Annotated in this window: 16 protein-coding genes and 7 tRNA genes; 16 read left to right on the top strand and 7 right to left on the bottom strand. The window is 44.3% G+C overall.

Features of this window, described 5'->3' with window-relative positions; genetic code table 11:
• Positions 1-167: 167 nt before the first annotated feature.
• Positions 168-1,844: an outer membrane protein assembly factor gene (locus ACOJR9_RS07415; RefSeq protein ID WP_420935662.1), complete on the top strand. Its 1,677-nt coding sequence runs from the start codon at positions 168-170 to the stop codon at positions 1,842-1,844.
• Positions 1,845-1,870: 26 nt separating this feature from the next.
• On the opposite strand, the gene ACOJR9_RS07410 is transcribed toward ACOJR9_RS07415, so the two are convergent.
• The 4 genes from ACOJR9_RS07410 to ACOJR9_RS07395 all read right to left on the bottom strand — a co-directional run bounded on the left by ACOJR9_RS07410 (position 1,871) and on the right by ACOJR9_RS07395 (position 6,151).
• Positions 1,871-2,545 carry a hypothetical protein gene (locus tag ACOJR9_RS07410; protein WP_420935661.1) on the bottom strand — a complete coding sequence of 225 codons (675 nt, stop codon included), beginning with the start codon at positions 2,543-2,545 and terminating at the stop codon, positions 1,871-1,873.
• A 281-nt stretch (positions 2,546-2,826) separates the two neighbouring features.
• On the bottom strand, positions 2,827-3,516 hold the full coding sequence (locus ACOJR9_RS07405) for an alpha/beta fold hydrolase (RefSeq protein ID WP_420935660.1): 690 nt from the start codon (positions 3,514-3,516) through the stop codon (positions 2,827-2,829).
• 194 nt (positions 3,517-3,710) lie between these two features.
• Entirely contained in the window at positions 3,711-4,865 is a 1,155-nt protein-coding gene (locus tag ACOJR9_RS07400; RefSeq protein ID WP_420935659.1) for a Na/Pi symporter, read from the bottom strand.
• A 239-nt stretch (positions 4,866-5,104) separates the two neighbouring features.
• Positions 5,105-6,151, bottom strand: a complete 1,047-nt coding sequence (locus ACOJR9_RS07395; RefSeq protein ID WP_420935658.1) for an NAD(P)-dependent alcohol dehydrogenase — start codon at positions 6,149-6,151, stop codon at positions 5,105-5,107.
• A gap of 217 nt (positions 6,152-6,368) precedes the next feature.
• Between ACOJR9_RS07395 and ACOJR9_RS07390 the strand changes: the two genes are divergently transcribed.
• The 14 genes from ACOJR9_RS07390 to ACOJR9_RS07325 all read left to right on the top strand — a co-directional run bounded on the left by ACOJR9_RS07390 (position 6,369) and on the right by ACOJR9_RS07325 (position 14,451).
• Positions 6,369-6,848 carry a ribose-phosphate pyrophosphokinase gene (locus ACOJR9_RS07390; RefSeq protein ID WP_420935657.1) on the top strand — a complete coding sequence of 160 codons (480 nt, stop codon included), beginning with the start codon at positions 6,369-6,371 and terminating at the stop codon, positions 6,846-6,848.
• Between the two features lie 116 nt (positions 6,849-6,964).
• Complete coding sequence (gene ahr, locus ACOJR9_RS07385; protein ID WP_420935656.1) at positions 6,965-7,966, top strand: NADPH-dependent aldehyde reductase Ahr; 1,002 nt, start codon at positions 6,965-6,967, stop codon at positions 7,964-7,966.
• 310 nt (positions 7,967-8,276) lie between these two features.
• Entirely contained in the window at positions 8,277-8,906 is a 630-nt protein-coding gene (locus ACOJR9_RS07380) for a 50S ribosomal protein L25/general stress protein Ctc (RefSeq protein WP_420935655.1), read from the top strand.
• A gap of 5 nt (positions 8,907-8,911) precedes the next feature.
• The gene (pth, locus tag ACOJR9_RS07375) at positions 8,912-9,493 is read left to right on the top strand and encodes an aminoacyl-tRNA hydrolase (RefSeq protein WP_420935654.1); all 582 of its coding nucleotides are present in this window, start codon (positions 8,912-8,914) and stop codon (positions 9,491-9,493) included.
• 41 nt (positions 9,494-9,534) lie between these two features.
• Positions 9,535-10,626, top strand: a complete 1,092-nt coding sequence (gene ychF, locus ACOJR9_RS07370) for a redox-regulated ATPase YchF (RefSeq protein WP_420935653.1) — start codon at positions 9,535-9,537, stop codon at positions 10,624-10,626.
• A gap of 261 nt (positions 10,627-10,887) precedes the next feature.
• Complete coding sequence (locus ACOJR9_RS07365; protein WP_420935652.1) at positions 10,888-11,757, top strand: peptidylprolyl isomerase; 870 nt, start codon at positions 10,888-10,890, stop codon at positions 11,755-11,757.
• A gap of 203 nt (positions 11,758-11,960) precedes the next feature.
• A tRNA-Met gene (locus ACOJR9_RS07360) sits at positions 11,961-12,037 on the top strand.
• Positions 12,038-12,071: 34 nt separating this feature from the next.
• A tRNA-Leu gene (locus ACOJR9_RS07355) sits at positions 12,072-12,156 on the top strand.
• Positions 12,157-12,160: 4 nt separating this feature from the next.
• Positions 12,161-12,236 (top strand) — tRNA-Gln (locus ACOJR9_RS07350).
• A gap of 23 nt (positions 12,237-12,259) precedes the next feature.
• A tRNA-Leu gene (locus ACOJR9_RS07345) sits at positions 12,260-12,344 on the top strand.
• A 2-nt stretch (positions 12,345-12,346) separates the two neighbouring features.
• Positions 12,347-12,422, top strand: a tRNA-Gln gene (locus ACOJR9_RS07340).
• Positions 12,423-12,474: 52 nt separating this feature from the next.
• A tRNA-Met gene (locus ACOJR9_RS07335) sits at positions 12,475-12,551 on the top strand.
• A gap of 16 nt (positions 12,552-12,567) precedes the next feature.
• Positions 12,568-12,643, top strand: a tRNA-Gln gene (locus tag ACOJR9_RS07330).
• A gap of 401 nt (positions 12,644-13,044) precedes the next feature.
• Positions 13,045-14,451: an alanine/glycine:cation symporter family protein gene (locus ACOJR9_RS07325; protein ID WP_420935651.1), complete on the top strand. Its 1,407-nt coding sequence runs from the start codon at positions 13,045-13,047 to the stop codon at positions 14,449-14,451.
• Positions 14,452-14,646: 195 nt separating this feature from the next.
• Here the strand turns inward: ACOJR9_RS07325 and ACOJR9_RS07320 are convergent, their stop codons facing one another.
• Positions 14,647-15,303 carry a cupin domain-containing protein gene (locus ACOJR9_RS07320; protein ID WP_420935650.1) on the bottom strand — a complete coding sequence of 219 codons (657 nt, stop codon included), beginning with the start codon at positions 15,301-15,303 and terminating at the stop codon, positions 14,647-14,649.
• Positions 15,304-15,368: 65 nt separating this feature from the next.
• Positions 15,369-15,992, bottom strand: coding sequence for a flavin reductase family protein (locus ACOJR9_RS07315; protein ID WP_420935649.1), 624 nt, complete (start codon positions 15,990-15,992; stop codon positions 15,369-15,371).
• Positions 15,993-16,187: 195 nt separating this feature from the next.
• Here ACOJR9_RS07315 and ACOJR9_RS07310 point away from each other — a divergent pair, with 195 nt between their 5' ends.
• On the top strand, positions 16,188-16,745 hold the full coding sequence (locus ACOJR9_RS07310; RefSeq protein ID WP_420935648.1) for an acyl-CoA thioesterase: 558 nt from the start codon (positions 16,188-16,190) through the stop codon (positions 16,743-16,745).
• A gap of 128 nt (positions 16,746-16,873) precedes the next feature.
• On the opposite strand, the gene ACOJR9_RS07305 is transcribed toward ACOJR9_RS07310, so the two are convergent.
• Positions 16,874-19,489: a TonB-dependent receptor plug domain-containing protein gene (locus tag ACOJR9_RS07305; protein WP_420935647.1), complete on the bottom strand. Its 2,616-nt coding sequence runs from the start codon at positions 19,487-19,489 to the stop codon at positions 16,874-16,876.
• Positions 19,490-19,805: the final 316 nt, after the last annotated feature.

The following is a 19,805-nucleotide window of genomic DNA, read 5'->3' as shown; positions in this document are numbered from 1 at the left end:
GAAGGATTATGACATTTCCTAATTACAATAAATAAGGGTTTAGATTACTATTATTAGTATTTTAGAAGTAAGACGCAGTTGATGCGTTGGCACCGACATTACAAAATTGCCAAAATAGAATGTGCCCCTTCATGAAACGTGGCTTCCTAACTAATTGCAATACTACTATGACGACAAAAATCACGGTTTTTTCACATACTCAGATTAGTCATCGGTGGCTGGAATATTGCGGCGCTTTGTTGCTTTGCCTTTTTTGTTCACAAGCCATCGGCCAAACCGTTCTAGACGCTCAACAAAAATGTCCCGACCACACGTCACAAAAGCGCACGGTTAATACAATAAACCTTAGCCGTAACCCCATCTTTGATGAAGACGCAGCCGACAGTATTTTTTTGCATAAATGGGCTAATGCATTACACATTGTGACCAAACCAGTGATTATTCGCGATAGGCTGACTTTTGATGAAGGCGACGAAATAACGCAAGAAGACATCATTGAAGCGGAAGCAATATTACGAGCACAACGTTTTTTAGCGAATGCAGAAATAACTACTGTGAATAACTGTCAAGATGACGCGATTGACCTCAATATTGAAACCTATGACAACTGGTCATTAATACCCACACTCTCTTTTAGTCGAAGTGGCGGTGAGAATAATGTACTCATTGGGGTGAGAGAAGACAATTTATTGGGATTAGGCATACGCACAACCGCACGCTACACTCAGGATGAACAAAGAAGTGGGTACCAACTCGCCTTTTCTTCAATTGTGCCTTGGGTGCGTCATGCGAACCTGTCGTTGAGACTAGAAGATAATGACGACGGTGAAATATACAATATCGTATTCGATAAACCCTTTTATCATTTAAACACACAAAACAGCTACTTTTTAAGAGCCAGTCACATTTCGCGAGAAGATGATATTTTTCAAAATAACCAGACCCGCAATAGTTATCAACTCGATGCGCAAGAATTCACTGCGGCATACGGATGGAGCTTACTGTCGAGCAATGAACTGACTACACGACTCACACTAGGCATGACCTACGATAAAGCAACCTTCGCCCTTGCCCCCCAAAGTCCTTCGGCAGCCCCCTCTTTAGTGCCACAATCTCGTGATTTTTTCTATCCATGGGTAAGTCTGGAGTATGCTGAGCGTGACATCACGGTAATGAAGGACATTTATCTCATTAATCAACCGGAAGATATCAACTTAGGTATACGCTTTATTTCACGACTAGGCGTAGAGATTGAAAATGAAGAAAGTGGCGTAGGGTTGCATGCTAATGTGGATGTCAGAAAGGGCATCCTGTTAAGTGAGATGCAACTACTTATGCTAAGTGGCTCGCTCAATGCTATCACTAATGCCGGCGTTAGCGACTTTATACGTCTTGATACGGGTGCAGAATACTTTTTTAGACCATCGACGCTTATCGGGTTTTATGCGCGACTGCACTCCACATTTTCAAAGGGGCAATTTCTTGACCGCCCCATTGTTATTGACGATGCCAATGGCGTTCGCGGCTTTCCAAACCAATATCAACACGGCAATCATCGTATTTCTTCCAGTGCTGAAATACGCCTTTATACCAATTACAGTATTTACCAAATTTTTGAGGTCGGCTTTGCGGCATTTGCCGATGCCGGTAGAGCATTCAACGGCGAGCAAGCCCAGCTAAATGAAGACCCGTCATTATTGAGCAGCGTTGGAATTGGGGCGAGGCTTTTCTCTAATAAAGCGAGTAATTCCGGCGTAGTGCACATCGATGTCGCTAAGCCGATAACAAACGGCGACACCATAAACACGTGGGAATGGAGCCTACAACTCAAGCGCTCGTTTTAGCACAAAAGCGTGAAACGGTACCAAATTTAACGCTTAACCGATAAGCACATTGTAAATTCCGTTTTTTTCCACATTCTTCCTACCTGGTAAAACATGCTTATCATCAATAATGAGAACCACCACTCGTAAGCATTTTCCCACCTATCCCAAACATCAGGATAGACATAGCCAAGCATCGCACTGATGATGGCGGTAACAATCAATATCGTCGCGCTGATACTTAACCGATTCTGCTCGGCAACCATTCCCAATCGATACGTATCAATCTTGTCTAAGAAACCAAGCAGAAGTAAGTGCGCAAACGCGCTAAATGCAAAATAAAAGATGACACCAATCCGTCTTGCAAGCGCATATGCGTTGCCCTCCGCTCCCAAGGTTACAGTATAAATAACCAAGGCAATACTGGCCGTTAGCCCCATTAGCACGATTACTTTTGGTTTGAAAACACCTTCTGATATGCCCTGAATCCATTGATAGAGCAACAACCAATAGGCACTCATTATTACCGCAGTAGGTATGAGCAGCGCTTTAAAAACGAAAAACTCTGGGTATTGTCTGCCCGTAGCACTAATGGAATGGCAATCTGCCCAATAAGGGTTGCACGGCTCTAGGTTTCCTACGGATACGCCTATTGTGAGTGTTGTGTGTACGGCAATAAAAGGAATAAAAACGCACAACATCGCTATTCTGTAAGGTAACATTACGCCGCCAACCTCCTCAATTTCTGAACAACACGGTTATAACTCACAAACAACGCTGCGCGAACGCCTGAGGTTCAAAAGCGCAAAATGGTAACAATAAGAAATAAAACCAGTGCGGTAGTAGCAAAAAATAGGAGCACGCTACTGTTTATATTGATTTTTTTAGGCAACTTTTCACGTTTAGGCACGACGCTTTTCCCTCGCCTCTTTGACAGATAGGTCATAACTCAAAAATAATAAACAGCTTGATTGCTCGGTGCAATCATTTTAGAGGGAAACAATCAGGTTAAGTTGCCAATAAACTGCTGTATGCATTCATTCACTTTGGTAGGCCGTTCGGCAAACGTCATATGCGTACCGCCATCAATAATACAGAGACTCGCGCTCGGCAGGTGCTCGTTTAGAAAGTGCGAATATTTAACGGGCGTCATCACATCTTCGCTCCCTACTATCAATTGCACCGGTATTGTGATGCTGCTTAATTTATCCATCACATCGAAATCGTTACAGGCTAGAAAGTCCGTCAGCATGACAGCAGCGCCGTTTTCCACCATAGCGGTATTTATTTGCGTTCTAAGCGGCTCATCTATCCCTTCATTGGGTGTAAGTAAAAATGCTGGCAGTGGCCCCTTCTTCTCTACTATTTCAGTTAGCGCACTTAAGAACTGAGGCAACACTTTTAACCTGGCACCAGCACCAATTAACACTAGTGCCTTTACTCTGCTTGAATGTGCCAGCGCCGCTTGCAAAGCCACAGCACTTCCTAAGGAATGCCCCACCAGCACTACATTATGTAAATTTTGCTTTTCTAAGGTAGTTAATAACCATTGCGACATAGCAGTAACACTTAACAGTGCATCGCCCTCTGGGCGACCAGGCAGGTCCACAGCAACACTATTTTTAAAAAAAGAGACCTGATGTGACCAGACGTGATGACTACAGCCAGAGCCATGTACAAAAACTAAATTCATATCGTGATTCATAAAAAGCAGTGTTGCTGTGAATTTCACATCACCATATAACGAAATACGTGGTTTTTCTATATGTTAAGTAACGCGGGATGGCTCTCTCTTTTCATGTGAGCCCTTCAAGTGAGCACTCCTCATAGGCAGTGCATGTAAGCTTTAACTTTTTAGTTTGTACTCAGGTATCAATGCCTAACATCTCACATAGTAGTAAATATGGCACCTAACGGTAAAATGAAGAACAGCCCACCAATATAAGCAGCACCGTAGAGCTTTTGCTCCGCCGCCACCACCGATAATCGGTATGACAGATTAAGGGGAATTTCCCGCAATATCGGTATGCCGTAAATAACCGTTACGCCCAGCACGTTATAAATTAAGTGAACTAGCGCAATTTGAAGAGCAAACCCACTGTTCACACCGACGACACCCAACGCGGCAATAAGCGCAGTAATGCACGTGCCGATATTAGCGCCAAGGGTAAATGGATAAATATCGCGCGCTTTTAAAATACCGCTGCCTACCAACGGCACCATAAGAGAGGTAGTGGTAGATGATGACTGCACAAGCACTGTCATTACTGCACCGGAAGTAATACCTGAAATAGGCCCTTTCCCAATGCTTTTATGCAGCAGCTCTTTTGCTTTACCCACCATGAGAGACTTCATTATTTTACCCATATAGGTTATCGACAGCATGATAAGGCCAATCCCAATGATAATTTTAGCCACGCCTGGATAGATGGAAGGTAAGAATTGAAGTAAATTGGTCACCACATCAGTTACTGGTTGAGTAGCCGCCTTTATAGGGTTCACTCCTTCAAGTGACAACGACTGTGAAGTATTAAACAGCGATACAATTTCACCGCTAAGATATTCTAAAATACCAAAAGCCATTTCCAGGGGTAGAAATATAAGTACAGACATAACGTTAAAAAAATCGTGAATAGTAGCGGCATTAAAAGCACGCTGAAATTCATCTTTGCGAGCGATATGACCTAAGCTCACCAATGTATTGGTAATGCTAGTACCAATATTCGCCCCCATCATCATAGGTATGGCTATTGTAATGGGAAGGCCACCTGCCACCATACCTACAATAATCGAGGTTACCGTACTAGATGATTGAATAAGCGCGGTAGACACCATGCCAATGATGAGCCCCATAATAGGATTAGACGCAAAACTAAACAATTCTCTAGCGTGCTCGCCAGTAGCATATTTAAAACCACTGCCTATCATGCTTACCGCAAGCAGCATCACGTAGACTAATAGAGCCAACAGTAACCAACGCTGCCAGCTGTCGTGTTTTGAAAAGGTGCGTCGACCTGCAACTTGAGGGTCATTAATTGACATAATTTATACAAATAAAACAAGTAATACTTAATGCTATGACGCTCGTATGACACAAAGATGACGGATCACTTACCTACTCACTTACTAGCGCAATACACAGTATGAAAAGGCGCTAATTGGGAGATGAGATGGTGGCCGAGTGAGTGGAACGACATTGATACAAAAACACCGGCGCTAGCGGCCGGCGTTTTATATAAAGGTTTTTATATAAAGATAATGAAACCGTTATAGCGAAAGTGCTATACAGATAAGCTTGCCATATCAATAACAAAGCGATGCGCTACATCACCGGCCCTCAAATGATCGAAGGCTTCATTTACTTGCTCTGCTTTTATCACTTTGCATTCAGGGTGAATACCGTGTTCAGCGCAAAAATCTAATACTTCTTGAGTTTCTTTTATACCGCCAATAAGCGAACCCGCAACGCGGCGTCGGCCCAGTACTAACGGCGCAGTCATAGACTCTTCCATAGGTCCTATTTGACCCACGATTACCAAAGTACCGTCAATATCAAGCAGCGGCGTGTACTGATCTAAAGAATGCTTCACTGGAACAGTATCAATAATTAAATCGAACGTTGACGCAGCTTCTTTCATCGCCTTTTTGTCTGTTGATACCAAAATACCGTCAGCGCCACTTGATTTCGCATCTTTCGCTTTAGAATCTGAACGTGAGATAACAGTCACTTTGGCGCCCATGGCTACAGCCAATTTCACTGCCATGTGCCCTAGACCGCCCATTCCAATAACACCTACTCGACTGCCTGCTTTTACACCCCAGGTTTTAAGCGGTGAATAGGTAGTGATGCCAGCACATAGAATAGGCGCAGTTTTAGCAATATCTAACGCCTTCGGTACCCGCAAAACAAATTCTTGGCGAACCACAATATGTTTGGAGTAGCCACCTTGAGTGGTTTCGCCAGAAATTCTATCTGGCGCACCATAGGTGGGCGTCATGCCGTTACGACAGTATTGTTCTTCACTGTGCTCGCATTGGTCACACGTTTGACAACTATCAACCATACAACCGACGGCAACGTGATCGCCAACACTGTAGTCAGTCACGTCTGAACCAATATCAATCACTTTACCCACTATTTCGTGCCCAGGTACTAATGGATAAGGTTGAGGCCCCCAATCACCATTTACCGTGTGCAGGTCAGAGTGGCACACTCCGCTGTATAAGATCTCAATGGCCACATCATTGTCGCGCAATGCTCTGCGTTCGAAATGATACGGTTCCATATGGGCATCTGAAGAATGCGCTGCGTAGCCAATTGTTTTCATGTAAACCTCGATAGTGTTTAGAATAAAGTCAAACAAACAGCATATACCCTTACTACTTTATCGTCATGACCTGTAAGGTGAAAAGAAGCCGCAGTGCTATGAAAAACGCAAATAAGTATGCGCCTTCGCCTGTAACATTGTCATAAAGTCTTTTGATTGCGGCGCTTTTAATCTCTATCAGAAGGGTTTATCTTTACTAAAAACAAAGGATGTACCTATGAAAATAAGAACTATCAACGCCAAAGTCCCCTATGCACTTATCATCTTAGCCGCAGCGCTCAGTTTATCGGCTTGTACAGACGAAGGTAAAAAAGTAGAGTCGACAATGTACGAAAAAGAAGACGGGAAAACAGACAACACGAAGGCGCAGGAGAATGCCCCCACTGAATTACAAGCGGAGCCAGTAACACAAGCTGAAGCTAAAGAAGTGAGCGTTAATGAAAGTGTCACTTTGAAAGGCAGCATTATTTACAAAGAATTAGAAGGCGGCTTTTTTGCGTTTATTACTGAAAACGGCGACCGATTTACGCTACACGGTTTAGATGAGGATTATCATCAAAATGGTCTTATCGTTGAAATTAAGGGCGTGACCAAACCCGAAATGATGACCATTACACAATTTGGCACCGTGTTAGATGTGCATAACGTTAAAGTACTCGATACCAGTAAAGTCATTAATCGAGTTGAAACACAGTAATAATACTGACCGAATGAGCACGTAATAATGAGTGCGTACTGATCGTAACGTCAATTAAAGCGTAATCATTCTTACTAAATAAAGTTATTAAACAAATGTAATTAAGGATGAACGCAATGATAAACGCATATGCAGCAAACGAACCCGGTGGAAAGCTAGAAAAGTTTGAATACGATCCTGGGGAATTAGCCAGTCATGACGTTGAAATTGATGTAGAGAGTTGCGGCATTTGCCATAGCGATTTAAGTATGCTCGACAATGAATGGGGATTTACTGAATACCCATTCGTACCAGGTCATGAAGTAGTAGGTACCATTAGCAAAGTAGGTACTCACGTCACCTCTTTACAGATTGGACAACGGGTTGGTCTTGGTTGGCATGCCGGGTACTGCAACAGCTGTCGTACCTGCGAAGAAGGCGATCATAACTTGTGTCAGCAAGCGACCATGACGATTGGTGGTCGACACGGCGGTTTCGCAGAAAAAGTGCGTGCCCAAGCTCGCGCGGTAGTGCCATTACCCGAAAAACTCGATGCAACCAAAGCTGGCCCGTTATTTTGCGGTGGTATAACTGTATTTAACCCTCTTGTTCAATTTGATATTAAACCTACTTCTCACGTTGGTGTTGTGGGAATTGGTGGCTTAGGTCATTTAGCACTGCAGTTTTTAAATGCCTGGGGCTGTAAAGTCGTGGCTTTCACCTCAAGTGAGTCTAAGAAAAAAGAAGCCCATGAACTAGGGGCTCACGATACCATCAATAGCCGCGATGAAGATGAAATAAAGAAAGCGGAAGGTCGCTTCGACCTCATCATTTCAACAGTCAATGTAAAACTTGATTGGAACCTGTATTTATCTACGCTTGCCCCAAAAGGTCGTTTGCATTTTGTAGGGGCTACTTTAGAACCGCTGGATATTGGTGCCTTTAATCTTATCGGCGGCCAAAAAAGCGTTTCGGGTTCTCCTGTAGGCAGCCCAGCGACCATCAAAACCATGCTAGATTTTGCAGAGCAGCACGGGATTGAGCCAGTCACTGAAACCTTCAGGTTTGACCAAATCAATGAAGCGGTTGAACGCTTGCGTGAAGGCAAAGCACACTATCGTGTAGTACTAACCCGATAGCGGAGTGTAAATGATTCTAACAGTCTAGGCTTTGTATTTATCGGCTTAGTGTCATTACATGTGCAAATGACCAAAATGAAAGCGCCCTTCGAGGCGCTTTTTTACGGCCTCTACAATTGTAAGTTAAGATGCGCGGTGGTAGAATTCGCCGCCGCTGAAAATAGCGGTCGTGGACTATTGGTTACCTAATTAACAAATTTTGACGTATCTTTTGTTTTTACTTGATATCTCATACGTTGGTCAATAGCGCGTTAACAGTGGGTTTTGGTCGCAAAAACTCACATCATTTACTTAGTATTGGAGACATACAATGTCTGATTCAATTTTCAACCTAGACGCTACTGTTCGTACAGACCTAGGGAAAGGTGCGAGCCGCCGCCTACGTCGCGAAGATAAGCTTCCTGGTATTATCTACGGTGGTGAAGAAGCGCCGGTATCTATTACGCTTGATCACAACAAAGTGAACAACTCTGCTGACTTTGAAGCATTTTACTCTCACGTTCTTACATTGAACGTAGACGGTAAAGCGACTGAAGTACTAGTAAAAGATATGCAACGTCACCCGTACAAGCCAAAAATTACACATATCGATTTTCAACGTGTAATTGCTGGTCAAGACGTTCACACTAACGTTCCAATTCACTTCATTAACGAAGGCAAATCTGCTGCTATTAAAGCAGGCGGTATTGCAGAGCACCACGTAAACGAAATCGAAGTGACGTGTCAGCCTAAAGATCTTCCAGAGTTCATCGAAGTAGACATTGCTAACGTTGAAATGGACCAAACACTTCATTTGTCTGACATTACTTTACCAGCAGGTGTTAAATCTGTTGAGCTTGGTAAAAACGACGAAGCTCACGACCTAGCTGTTGTGACTGTTAAGCCAGCTCCTAAAGCTGCCGAAACAGATGAAGACGGTGAAGAAGCTACAGAGGAATAATCCTCTTGGCTGATATTCGCCTTATCGTGGGTCTGGGTAATCCAGGCCCCGAATATGAAAATACCCGACACAATGCCGGCGAATGGTTCCTTAACCAGCTTGCTGACACCTACAATACCCCGCTAAAACCTGAATCCAAGTTCTTTGGAAGAACCGCTCGTATTACTATTGCTGGTAAAGATATTAGATTGCTATACCCTACTACTTTTATGAATAAAAGTGGTCAAGCAGTTGCAGCGTTAGCGAATTTTTACCAAATAGAACCAGAACAAATTTTAGTGGCCTTTGATGAGCTGGACCTACCTCCGGGAGTAGCCAAATATAAAGTTGGCGGCAGCTCAAGTCAGAACGGTGTTCGCGATATTGTGGCAAGAATGGGTAATAATAAAAATTTTCTTCGCTTGCGAATAGGCATCGGTCACCCCGGACATAAGAGCCGAGTGACAGGACATGTTCTTGGTAAGCCTTCAGCAGAGGAAAAAACGGCCATTGAAAGCGCTGTTGATGAAGCGGTACGCTGCACCGAAATCTTGCTGAAAGACGACCTAAAGCAAGCACAAAATCGACTCCATGCCCATAAAGCATGAGTGTAAGCCAGATATAACTTTTCCAGACAAGGATCCATACCATGGGTTTCAAATGCGGTATTGTTGGCCTACCGAATGTAGGTAAATCAACACTTTTTAATGCATTAACAAAAGCAGGTATTGAAGCGGCAAACTTTCCGTTTTGTACTATCGAACCAAACACTGGCGTTGTTCCTGTGCCAGACCTTCGCTTGGATAAGTTGGCAAAAATTGTAAACCCTCAGCGTGTTATTCCAACAACAATGGAATTCGTTGATATCGCTGGGTTGGTTGAGGGTGCTTCGAAAGGTGAAGGCCTAGGCAACAAATTTCTAGCAAACATTCGTGAAACAGACGCTATTGGTCATGTTGTACGCTGTTTTGACGATGAAAACATTGTTCATGTTGCTGGTCGCGTAAGCCCGCAAGACGATATTGACGTTATTAATACCGAACTTGCACTTTCAGACTTAGAAACAACAGAAAAAGCACTTCATCGTGTGGCAAAACGCGCTAAAGGCGGCGACAGTGATGCGAAATTTGAAATGAAGGTGCTTGAAAAAATTAAGCCTTATTTAGACGAGGGTGTATTACTGCGCTCTGTAGAGCTCACAAAAGAAGAACACGCAGCAGTTAGCTACATGAACCTGCTTACGCTTAAGCCGACCATGTACATTGCTAACGTGAATGAAGAAGGATTTGAAGACAATCCTTATCTCGATAAAGTACGTGAAATTGCACAAGCCGAAAACGCGACAGTAGTTGCCGTTTGTGCTGCTATAGAGTCGGACATTGCCGAACTTGAAGATGACGAGCGCGAAGAATTCATGCAAGACATGGGGTTAGAAGAGCCCGGTCTAAATCGCGTAATTCGCTCTGGTTACGAACTATTGACGTTGCAGACTTACTTCACTGCCGGTGTAAAAGAAGTCCGCGCATGGACTTTCCCTGAAGGCTCCACCGCACCGCAAGCGGCGGGTAAAATACATACTGACTTTGAGAAAGGCTTTATTCGTGCCGAAATCGTAAGTTATGACCACTTTGTACAGCACAACGGTGAGCAAGGCGCTAAAGACGCGGGTAAATGGCGCTTAGAAGGTAAAGAGTACATTGTTAAAGACGGCGACGTTATTCACTTCAGGTTTAACGTGTAAGCATTTTTTTATAAGAATGCCTTCACATAAGCATCTTGTAAAAGCTCGACAACAAGCCACTCTTGAGTCATTCTTAAGAGTGGCTTTTTTATTTGTTGCAGCATTGCACTACTGACATAACACGTATATTGAACATTAATAGGTATCCCGATGTACTCCGCTACGCAATCAAACTGTCTCCATAAAAGGCAGCGAGTAAACTATTCTTTGCTCAATGCTGCGAACAGATCATTCTTAGTACGCTTTCGCTCAATCTTATTCATGGTGGCCTCCACAATTGTCTTAGCCTTAATATTCAGCGCTACAGCACATAGCGCTGCCAATCCCGTGGCACTGATGAACGGCAGCAGTAATCACTGGTACAAAGTGCCTTCAGAAGATACCGTTACTTTTACTACGGTATATGGCGACGTGGTCATTGCGCTTAACCCTAGTCTAGCGCCAAAACATGTCGAGCGTTTTAAAGCCCTTATAAAGTCAGGCTTTTACGATAAACAGTATTTTTATCGGGTAGTAGATGGTTTTGTGGCACAGGCAGGCAGTAATGATACCCATGACAAAGAAAGGATTGCACCAGCGCTGTTAACTGACATTACCGCTGAATTTACACGTCCGTTGTTGCAAGACGCCAGCGTGGTTGAAACCCGTGATATCTTTGCTCCTAAAACCGGGTTTTTAGATGGATTTGCGGTGGGAATCGATGAAGAACGTAACGAAATGTGGGGCCTGCACTGCCCCGGCACCGTTGCCTTTGCCCGTAGTAATGAAAAAGATACTGCATCAACTGAATTTTATATTGTCATTGGACAAGCACCTCGTCATTTAGACAGAAATATGTCAGTCATTGGCAGAGTGGTAAGCGGAATGTCCGCGCTACAAAAACTGCCGCGAGGAGATGCCCAATATGGCGGAGTTATTCAAGAGGTTACCGATAGCAGTAAAATTGGACGGGCCTTAGTCCACAGCAATAATCATCCTAACTATTATATTCAGCAGCCAGAGCACGATGAATATCTATCGCGGACTAACACGGGAAGATTGTTGAATAATCCCTTTTTTCACGACAAGGTATATACACCAAGACCTGTTGATATTTGTTATTACAAAACAAAAGCAACGCTTACACCCTAACGACATAATTAAATGAGTAATTTTCGAGATATTGACCACTTTTAACCGACAGGTTGGTCAAATTCGCCGCGTTTTGCATGTAATTCGAACGACCGCGCGCACATATTAACCATTTAAAAAAAGTTAGCAAAAAAGGGGTTGACGGGTGCGAGTCATATACGCATAATACGCGCCACTTCCTGAGAGGGAAGAGAAGTATAAAAGGCTACGTAGCTCAGTTGGTTAGAGCACATCACTCATAATGATGGGGTCGCAAGTTCGAATCTCGCCGTAGCCACCACTTCTCACCATCTCTTTTAGGAATGTCTAGCTAAGCGGGAGTGGTGGAATTGGTAGACACGCTGGATTTAGGTTCCAGTGCTTCACGGCGTGAGAGTTCAAGTCTCTCCTTCCGCACCAAAGTTGGGGTATAGCCAAGTTGGTAAGGCAACGGGTTTTGATCCCGTCATTCGTAGGTTCGAGTCCTGCTACCCCAGCCAACTTTGTAACAGCTAGTGTCTATGCGGGAGTGGTGGAATTGGTAGACACGCTGGATTTAGGTTCCAGTGCTTCACGGCGTGAGAGTTCAAGTCTCTCCTTCCGCACCATTTGGGGTATAGCCAAGTTGGTAAGGCAACGGGTTTTGATCCCGTCATTCGTAGGTTCGAGTCCTGCTACCCCAGCCAAATTCTAAAGAGCCGCTCACACGAGCGGCTTTTTAATAGTTTGCAAAAGAAAGGCTACGTAGCTCAGTTGGTTAGAGCACATCACTCATAATGATGGGGTCGCAAGTTCGAATCTCGCCGTAGCCACCACTTTTTACCTACCTATTGGGATATAGCCAAGTTGGTAAGGCAGCGGGTTTTGATCCCGCCATTCGTAGGTTCGAGTCCTGCTATCCCAGCCATATTGTGAAAAACCGCTTTGTATTGGGCGGTTTTTTGTTGCCTGAAATAAATACGCCCTTCTCTTTTTGCATACTTTTTCTTAAGTTATGCATAATTCATCATAACAACTGCCACTTTTATGGCTTCATTTGTGTTTATGTCGTGCTAGTATTACCGACTTCTCTAAATTAGACGCTGTAACTACACGCGCTTTTGTGAGCGACTAAAAACCCAACTTAATGAGACTATTTGTTCTGAATCAACTCTAGGTTTCGATACTTCAAGGCGCTCGCCAGTGCTTCCGGTAAGCTGAGCACTTGTAAAATACCGCTGAAACACAGGTAGTTTTCAAGCCTGAATTAAGTATTTGCAGCCATGTATTTTGTAACATCATTAGTTCAATAATAACGAAGGAAAATGCGTGATAAACGAATTCGTTTCATTTGTGAATAATATATTATGGGGCGACGGCCAAGTTCTCATAATTATGCTGCTAGTGTGCGGTATCTGGTTTACGGTAAAACTAGGCGGCGTGCAGTTAAGGCACTTTGGCCATATGTTTGCTTTACTTAAAAACAGTAAAACGTCTAACGCGGAAGGTATCAGCTCGTTTCAAGCGTTATGCACTAGTTTATCGGCCCGCGTTGGCACAGGTAACCTTGCGGGAGTTGCTGTGGCCATTTCCCTTGGTGGATCTGGGGCTATATTTTGGATGTGGATGATAGCGTTATTAGGTATGGCCACCGGCTTTGCTGAAAGCGTTCTTGGGCAGCTATACAAAGTAAAAGACGAGAACGGCGAATTTCGCGGCGGACCGGCTTACTACATAAAACAAGGGTTAAACAAAACTTGGCTAGCCGTTGCCTTCTCTTTATGCCTATTTTTTGGTTACGGCTTTGTATTTAGTGCCGTACAGGCTAACACTATTACCGATGCGCTAAACAACGCCTATGCGTTTGAAAGCGAATATGTAGGCATAGCGATTATTTTGCTCGCCGCACTCATTGTCGTAGGCGGTTTACGCGGTATAGCCCGATTCGCAGAGTTTGTTGTGCCGTTTATGGGAATTGGGTACGTGCTTGTTGCTCTTACCATTACCTTTATTAACATAACCGAATTACCTGCCATGCTGCTAGACATTATAACGTCGGCCTTTGGTCTTCAAGAAGCAGGGGCTGGTGCTCTTGGTGCTGCCATTAAAAACGGAATACAACGAGGTCTTTATTCAAACGAGGCCGGCAGTGGCTCGGTACCTCACGCAGCGGCAAGTGCAGCGCCAAACCCTAATCACCCCGTGTCTCAAGGTTATATACAAATGCTAGGCGTATTTTTAGATACTATGATTTTATGTACGTCTACCGCGTTTATCATTTTACTTGCTGGCGGCTCTAGCTCAGAACAAATGGAAGGCATACGGCTAACCCAAGATGCCATGAGCAGTCACTTAGGCGAAGGCGGTACAGACTTTGTTGCAGCGGCGATAAGCTTATTTGCGTTTACCTCAGTAGTAGCAAACTATGCCTACGGTGAAAGTAACCTACACATGTTTAAACTAGATAACCGCGCAGGACGCGCAGCTTACACCATTGGGTATTTAGGCATGATTTACTGGGGCGCACAAGCAGCACTGCCTCAAGTGTGGGCCATGGCCGATATGGCGTTAGGGCTTATGACGGTAATCAACATTATTGCCATTGTTTGGATGACGCCTACCATCGTTTCTATCAGCAAAGATTACTTTAAAAAGAAAGACAGCGGAGAAACGGTAGAATACAAAACCGGCGACTGTGAAATTCAAGGTAAGTCTGAAGACGGCATTTGGAAATAGGCCGTTATGGCATTGCATTAATTTATAGGCCATTCTTCAAAAGCAATATAGTTCAAAGGAAAAAGGCTCTATGCTGACACAACATAGAGCCTTTTTATTGTGTTTGACCGGCATTGTATGAACGATGGTACCACTGTGCCAGAGCATGACGATGCTAAAGCTTGGCAGTGTTAGTAACCTTCGACCTAATGGCAGCTATAACGCGACTGGCAAATGCCCTGTTTTCACCCAAATCACGGTTTCTTCATCAACAAACGGATGATGCTGACTCATATGCGGATTTCGCATCCAGGTACCTGTGGGGTATTCACCCGCTTCATCCTTAAACGTACCAGACAGCACAAATATCTCTTCACCACCAAAGTGCCTATGGGGCTTAAACACTTCTTTGGCAGGCCACTTAACTAACGCAACATGCTCGTGTTCAAAATTGTGTAAAGGCATTACCTGAAGTCCGCCCTGCCCCTGTAGCCATGGCGTATTGTGTGTATCTACCCTAACTTCTTGCCGATCGCGCTGGTCAAACTGGTTTAATTTGACCAGTATTGTACATCCCTCTTCACTAAACGGGCTGTGCTTACTGCCTGGTGGATTACGTAAATACGTACCTGCAGGGTAATCGCCGTGCTCATCGGAAAACACACCCTCTAAAACAAAAATCTCTTCACCGTAGGGGTGGCCATGCTCAGTGAAACTTGCGCCAGCTTCATACTTAACCACACTGGTAGTGTGCCCCGACTCTTTCGCTTCTCGTTCTAACGGTTTACGCCAAACTGTAGTCGATGGCGATGCTTGCCATGGCATTGGCGTTGTATCAATAACCATTCGCTCATCAAAATTCATATTCAACATGCTACTTCTTACCCTATCTACGGTTTCTAGTTTGCACTTTTCGCTAGCGCCAATACAGCGTGCCGTTACTTTGCGTCCGGTCGACGCAATTCAAAGTAGTTACTGTCGCTAATAGAAAAATAGTCACCCGCACCGCCGCCGCGCATTACGGGTTGACCCTTCAACGTTTTGTAAACGCCATCTTCAATAAGTGATGTATCGATATGCACACCAACCACTTCCCCCATAATAAACCAGCTGTTCACTCGTTCACCTTCAGCGGTTTTAAGCTGAGTGATGTCGGTCACCTTGCACTCCATCGACACTAAGCTTTCCTTTACTCGCGGAACCGAAATAACCAGACCGCTAGCGGTGCCTAAACCGGATGCTGAAAACTCGCTTTCTTCAGGAGGCAGGGGTTTGCTCGTTTCATTCATAGCATTCACGAGGTGCTTAGATACCAGGTTCCAACAAAATTCTCCGGTGTCTCTAGCATTATTAAGCGTATCTTTATCACCCACACTAGAAAAGCCGATAATTGGCGGCGTGTAATTCAAGGCATTAAAAAAACTGTAGGGCGCTACATTAAGAATACCTTGAGCAGATTGCGTAGAAATCCAACCAATAGGACGAGGGGCAATAATAGCATTAAACGGATCGTGGGCTAAGCCATGTCCGTCTTTCGGTTGATAAAAGTGTGTTGAAGACAAAACCACTCCTTCACAAATATTGTTAGTTTATTTATTGTAGACTCTGGGGCGTTCCCTAAACAGAAAAATCGTGACCAGTAAATCGACCAAACTTCGCCAGTGTTATAACTACATCTGCTACCAGTGATAATACGCGCGTTTTACTTATCCGATCGTTTTGGTCACTTGTTTTGTTCACTGACAATAAGGTAGAGCATGAACCTTCGCAATGTTGCATTTTCTCGAACTCGGTTAACCGAACTCATGGTGCCCTCATACGCAAATTTTGGCGGAAAAGTGCATGGCGGTATTATTTTATCGCTTATGGACAAGGTGGCTTATGCATGCGCGAGTAAACACGCCGGAGCGTATTGCGTTACGGTTACCGTAGATGGCGTAGAATTCTTACAACCTGTTGAAGTGGGAGATTTATTGCATTTAGATGCCACAGTGCACTTTGTTGGCAATACATCCCTTGTAGTCGGTATCAAAGTGACCACTGAAAATATTAAAACCAACAACGTTAAACATACCAACAATAGTTTTTTTACCATGGTAGCGAAAGACGATAAAGGGTCGCCAGTGCAGGTGCCAGAACTCGCGCTTTCAAACCATCAAGAAATGCGTAACTTCGTTACTGCAATTAGGCGAAGCAAAATACGTAAAGAAGCACAGATAAAACTGCAGCGTGATTATGACGCGTTTATTCCTGAAGAGGACTTTGCGTTAGTAGACAAGCACCGCGCCAATATCACGTTCGACAAAAACAGTTAATCGTAGAGTATTTAGTTAAAAAATCGTGTAATAAGAGTGAGCGTTAATGTGCCTTAAGCACACAGCGATAGTAAACGATACATCGAAAAGCCTCGCTACGCTTTGGTAGTGAGGCTTTTTTGGAGTCATTAGAAGCTATAGGATACTCTGCCGTATACGTAGCGCCCTGTGAAACCATAAGGCGAAAAACTAGAATATGGGAATATATTCGAGAACGTTGTGACATCGTCTACTAGGTCTCGCGTTGCTTCAGGATAAACATCAAAGATGTTATTCGCACCTACCGACACGGCAAATTGGTCGGTGATAGCTACGCGCACATCAAGATCGGTAATCCACTCAGAGGGTATTATTTCGTTTCGTGCTTCAACCGATGACGGGTCTTCAACCTCGCCATAGCGAGTTGTTCGCAGCGTGGTTGTATAGATATCGTAAGACCAGGTTACGCCCACGTTTACTTTACTATCTGGAGCGCTCGTCTCAAAGCGGCGTAATTCTACGTCAGAGAATAAATTGCCTTGATCAAAACCTGCCCCTTGAAGCACTGCTGGTGCATCCAAAATATCAGTAACTTCATTGTCGTTAAAGTTAACGCCAGCGTTAAAATTAAATGCACCAAAATCTGAGGTATTCAGCGTGTAGGTGGAAACAATATCCACACCCTCTGTTCTGGAATTAATGGCGTTTAAGAAGAACCTTGCGCGGGTAGCACCAGTACCTTCAAGCAGGCTTTCGATAGCTTGACCGGAAAGGTTGTTTGACAACACAATACGGTCGTCAATATCAATGCGATAAAAATCAACCGTTAGGTTGAAGTCTGCAGTGGGTGAATAGGTAAAACCGGCACTGTAGTTATTCGACTCTTCTGCGTCGAGACCTGGGCTACCAAGGGCTTGTGCCACATTACTAGACGGCGCGAATGTGCCTGTTTCAGTAGGCTCTCCGTCAACAAACGTGGTAGCCACAGAGGTAAAGTACTGCTGTTGTAATGATGGCGCGCGAAAACCGGTTGATACCGATGCGCGAAGTGCAAAAGCATCGCTTAGCGTATATCGCTGTGATACTTTCCAGTTAAATGTACTACCAAAATCAGAATAATCTTCAAAACGACCGGCAACCGCAACATTCCAGTTTTCTGTTACATCTGCTTCTAGATCTACGTAAATGCTGTAGTTATTTCGGCTGTTGTCTCCCGCTGAAGCAGGGGTGAAACCAGGAAATACCTGAGAGCCCGCAGCACCAAAAGGTCCGTCAACTGGGTCAGTCACTACACCGCCTGGCCCAAACGTGCCTTGTATGTACGAGCTTTCTTCGCCAGCAGTGATGTCATAGCTTTCGTGGCGATATTCAGCGCCCATAGCAAAATTCATTTCACTGTAAAACACGCCTGTATCTACAAGGCGAGACGCGTCGGCATTAAATAGAGTGGTGCTGTATTCCAATGTACCCGCATTAAAGCTGGTTGGGCTGTTAGCGCCTAAAGACGTGTTAAGGCTATTCACAACGCTGTATTCCAATTCATTGCCACCATGGGTGAGTGACAAATCATAATTCCATACATCGCCATACCCTTTAATGCCAGTAATTAGTGACATATCAGAGATATCGGTTTGGATAGACGGTAAAAAACCGTTGGGATAAATGTCTAGAATATTTCGGCTGTCTTGTGCGCGACGGTAAAAACCGCCACCTAGGGAATCACGGCTGCTTAGCCCAGCAGTAGCATAAAACTCAATGCTGTCGGTAAGCGCCTTACCTGCGTTTACGAATATCGCATAGTCTTCAACTTCACCATTACCGTACACGTGATTGTAACGATTAACCGTTAATTCTCTCTCGTCGATGTTTCCGTTCGCATCACGAGAATAATTTTCTCTGGGGTCGAAGTCTGCTCTATTTGCTTGACCTCTGTCGCGGTACTCTGCAGACACGTTTACAAACCCGTCGTCGCCCCATTCGATGCCAACATTGCCGCGCAAGGTGAAGGTTTGACCGTCGGTGAGCTCTCTATCAGAGCCTGTATTAAATGCTAAGTCGCCTTGGGCATTGGTGGTAACACTTTCTAGGTTTGGCACACCGTCCATTGTAGTGACGTTTGCACCATAGGTTGCTGAAATATCACCACCATCACTGGCATCTTTTAACACTATGTTGATAACCCCTGCTATGGCGTCTGAACCATATTGCGCCGCTGCACCGTCGCGTAATACTTCAATACGTTTAATCGCATTTGCGGGAATAGCGTTCAAATCAACTGCTGAAGAGCCGCGACCTACCGAACCGTTTAAATTTAACAGCGCAGAGGTATGACGGCGTTTGCCGTTTACCAATACCAATGTGTGATCAGGAGCCAAGCCACGAAGTTGCGCTGGGCGCACGTGGTCGGTGCCGTCTGTAATAGAAGGCTGAGGAAAGTTAAAGCTAGGTAATAACTGGTTAAGGATCATATTGGTTTCAGTAAGACCCGTGGCTTCGATAGACGACGCATCAATAATGTCAATAGGCACTGGCGAGTCATTAATAGTGCGCCCTACTCTACGAGAGCCTACTATCTGTATTTGCTCTACTTCTTGTTCAAAACTGGCTTGCTCTGTACCAGATGGCTCTGAACTAGAAAGCTGTGAACTTGGTAGCTCTGCAGCTTGTTGCTGTGCGTAGACTGAAGAAGAAACGGCAAGCCCTGCCATCGCACTTGCAATGATCGATAGCTTGAAAAACCTAGCGCTATGTTTTGCCTGTTGCATTGTGATATTCCTGAATTTGAGTAGGTGTTGATATTGTGTACAGATGAACGAACCCTTAACGTCACCACATAAATTGTCCGCAGAATTGCCCGCGCACTATTGGTGTGATGTTGTTTTCGATACGAATTTATTTGAGGGTAATTACTTTAACTAAACTGAGACAAATGCAATTTGTCGGAAAAGCGCTGCTGTTGTTAATATTGATTCTGAGCTTTACATTAAGCTCTAAAACCCGCGTTGTGATGTCAGATTTTTATTATTAAAAGTAAATTCACAAGAGGCAGTTTACATGTTGCCGCACCGCTTACACAGCGAA

The organism is Alteromonas ulvae (genome assembly GCF_048987005.1).
Lineage (GTDB): Bacteria > Pseudomonadota > Gammaproteobacteria > Enterobacterales > Alteromonadaceae > Alteromonas.
This window is presented reverse-complemented; position numbering and strand designations above follow the sequence as displayed.

Bases quoted from the DNA above. Each gene is read 5' to 3' on its own strand.
- ACOJR9_RS07415 (WP_420935662.1), top strand. From the start codon at position 168: ATGACGACAAAAATCACGGTTTTTTCACATACTCAGATTAGTCATCGG.
- ACOJR9_RS07410 (WP_420935661.1), bottom strand. From the start codon at position 2,545: ATGTTACCTTACAGAATAGCGATGTTGTGCGTTTTTATTCCTTTTATT.
- ACOJR9_RS07405 (WP_420935660.1), bottom strand. From the start codon at position 3,516: ATGAATTTAGTTTTTGTACATGGCTCTGGCTGTAGTCATCACGTCTGG.
- ACOJR9_RS07400 (WP_420935659.1), bottom strand. From the start codon at position 4,865: ATGTCAATTAATGACCCTCAAGTTGCAGGTCGACGCACCTTTTCAAAA.
- ACOJR9_RS07395 (WP_420935658.1), bottom strand. From the start codon at position 6,151: ATGAAAACAATTGGCTACGCAGCGCATTCTTCAGATGCCCATATGGAA.
- ACOJR9_RS07390 (WP_420935657.1), top strand. From the start codon at position 6,369: ATGAAAATAAGAACTATCAACGCCAAAGTCCCCTATGCACTTATCATC.
- ahr (WP_420935656.1), top strand. From the start codon at position 6,965: ATGATAAACGCATATGCAGCAAACGAACCCGGTGGAAAGCTAGAAAAG.
- ACOJR9_RS07380 (WP_420935655.1), top strand. From the start codon at position 8,277: ATGTCTGATTCAATTTTCAACCTAGACGCTACTGTTCGTACAGACCTA.
- ychF (WP_420935653.1), top strand. From the start codon at position 9,535: ATGGGTTTCAAATGCGGTATTGTTGGCCTACCGAATGTAGGTAAATCA.
- ACOJR9_RS07365 (WP_420935652.1), top strand. From the start codon at position 10,888: ATGGTGGCCTCCACAATTGTCTTAGCCTTAATATTCAGCGCTACAGCA.
- ACOJR9_RS07320 (WP_420935650.1), bottom strand. From the start codon at position 15,303: ATGTTGAATATGAATTTTGATGAGCGAATGGTTATTGATACAACGCCA.
- ACOJR9_RS07310 (WP_420935648.1), top strand. From the start codon at position 16,188: ATGAACCTTCGCAATGTTGCATTTTCTCGAACTCGGTTAACCGAACTC.
- ACOJR9_RS07305 (WP_420935647.1), bottom strand. From the start codon at position 19,489: ATGCAACAGGCAAAACATAGCGCTAGGTTTTTCAAGCTATCGATCATT.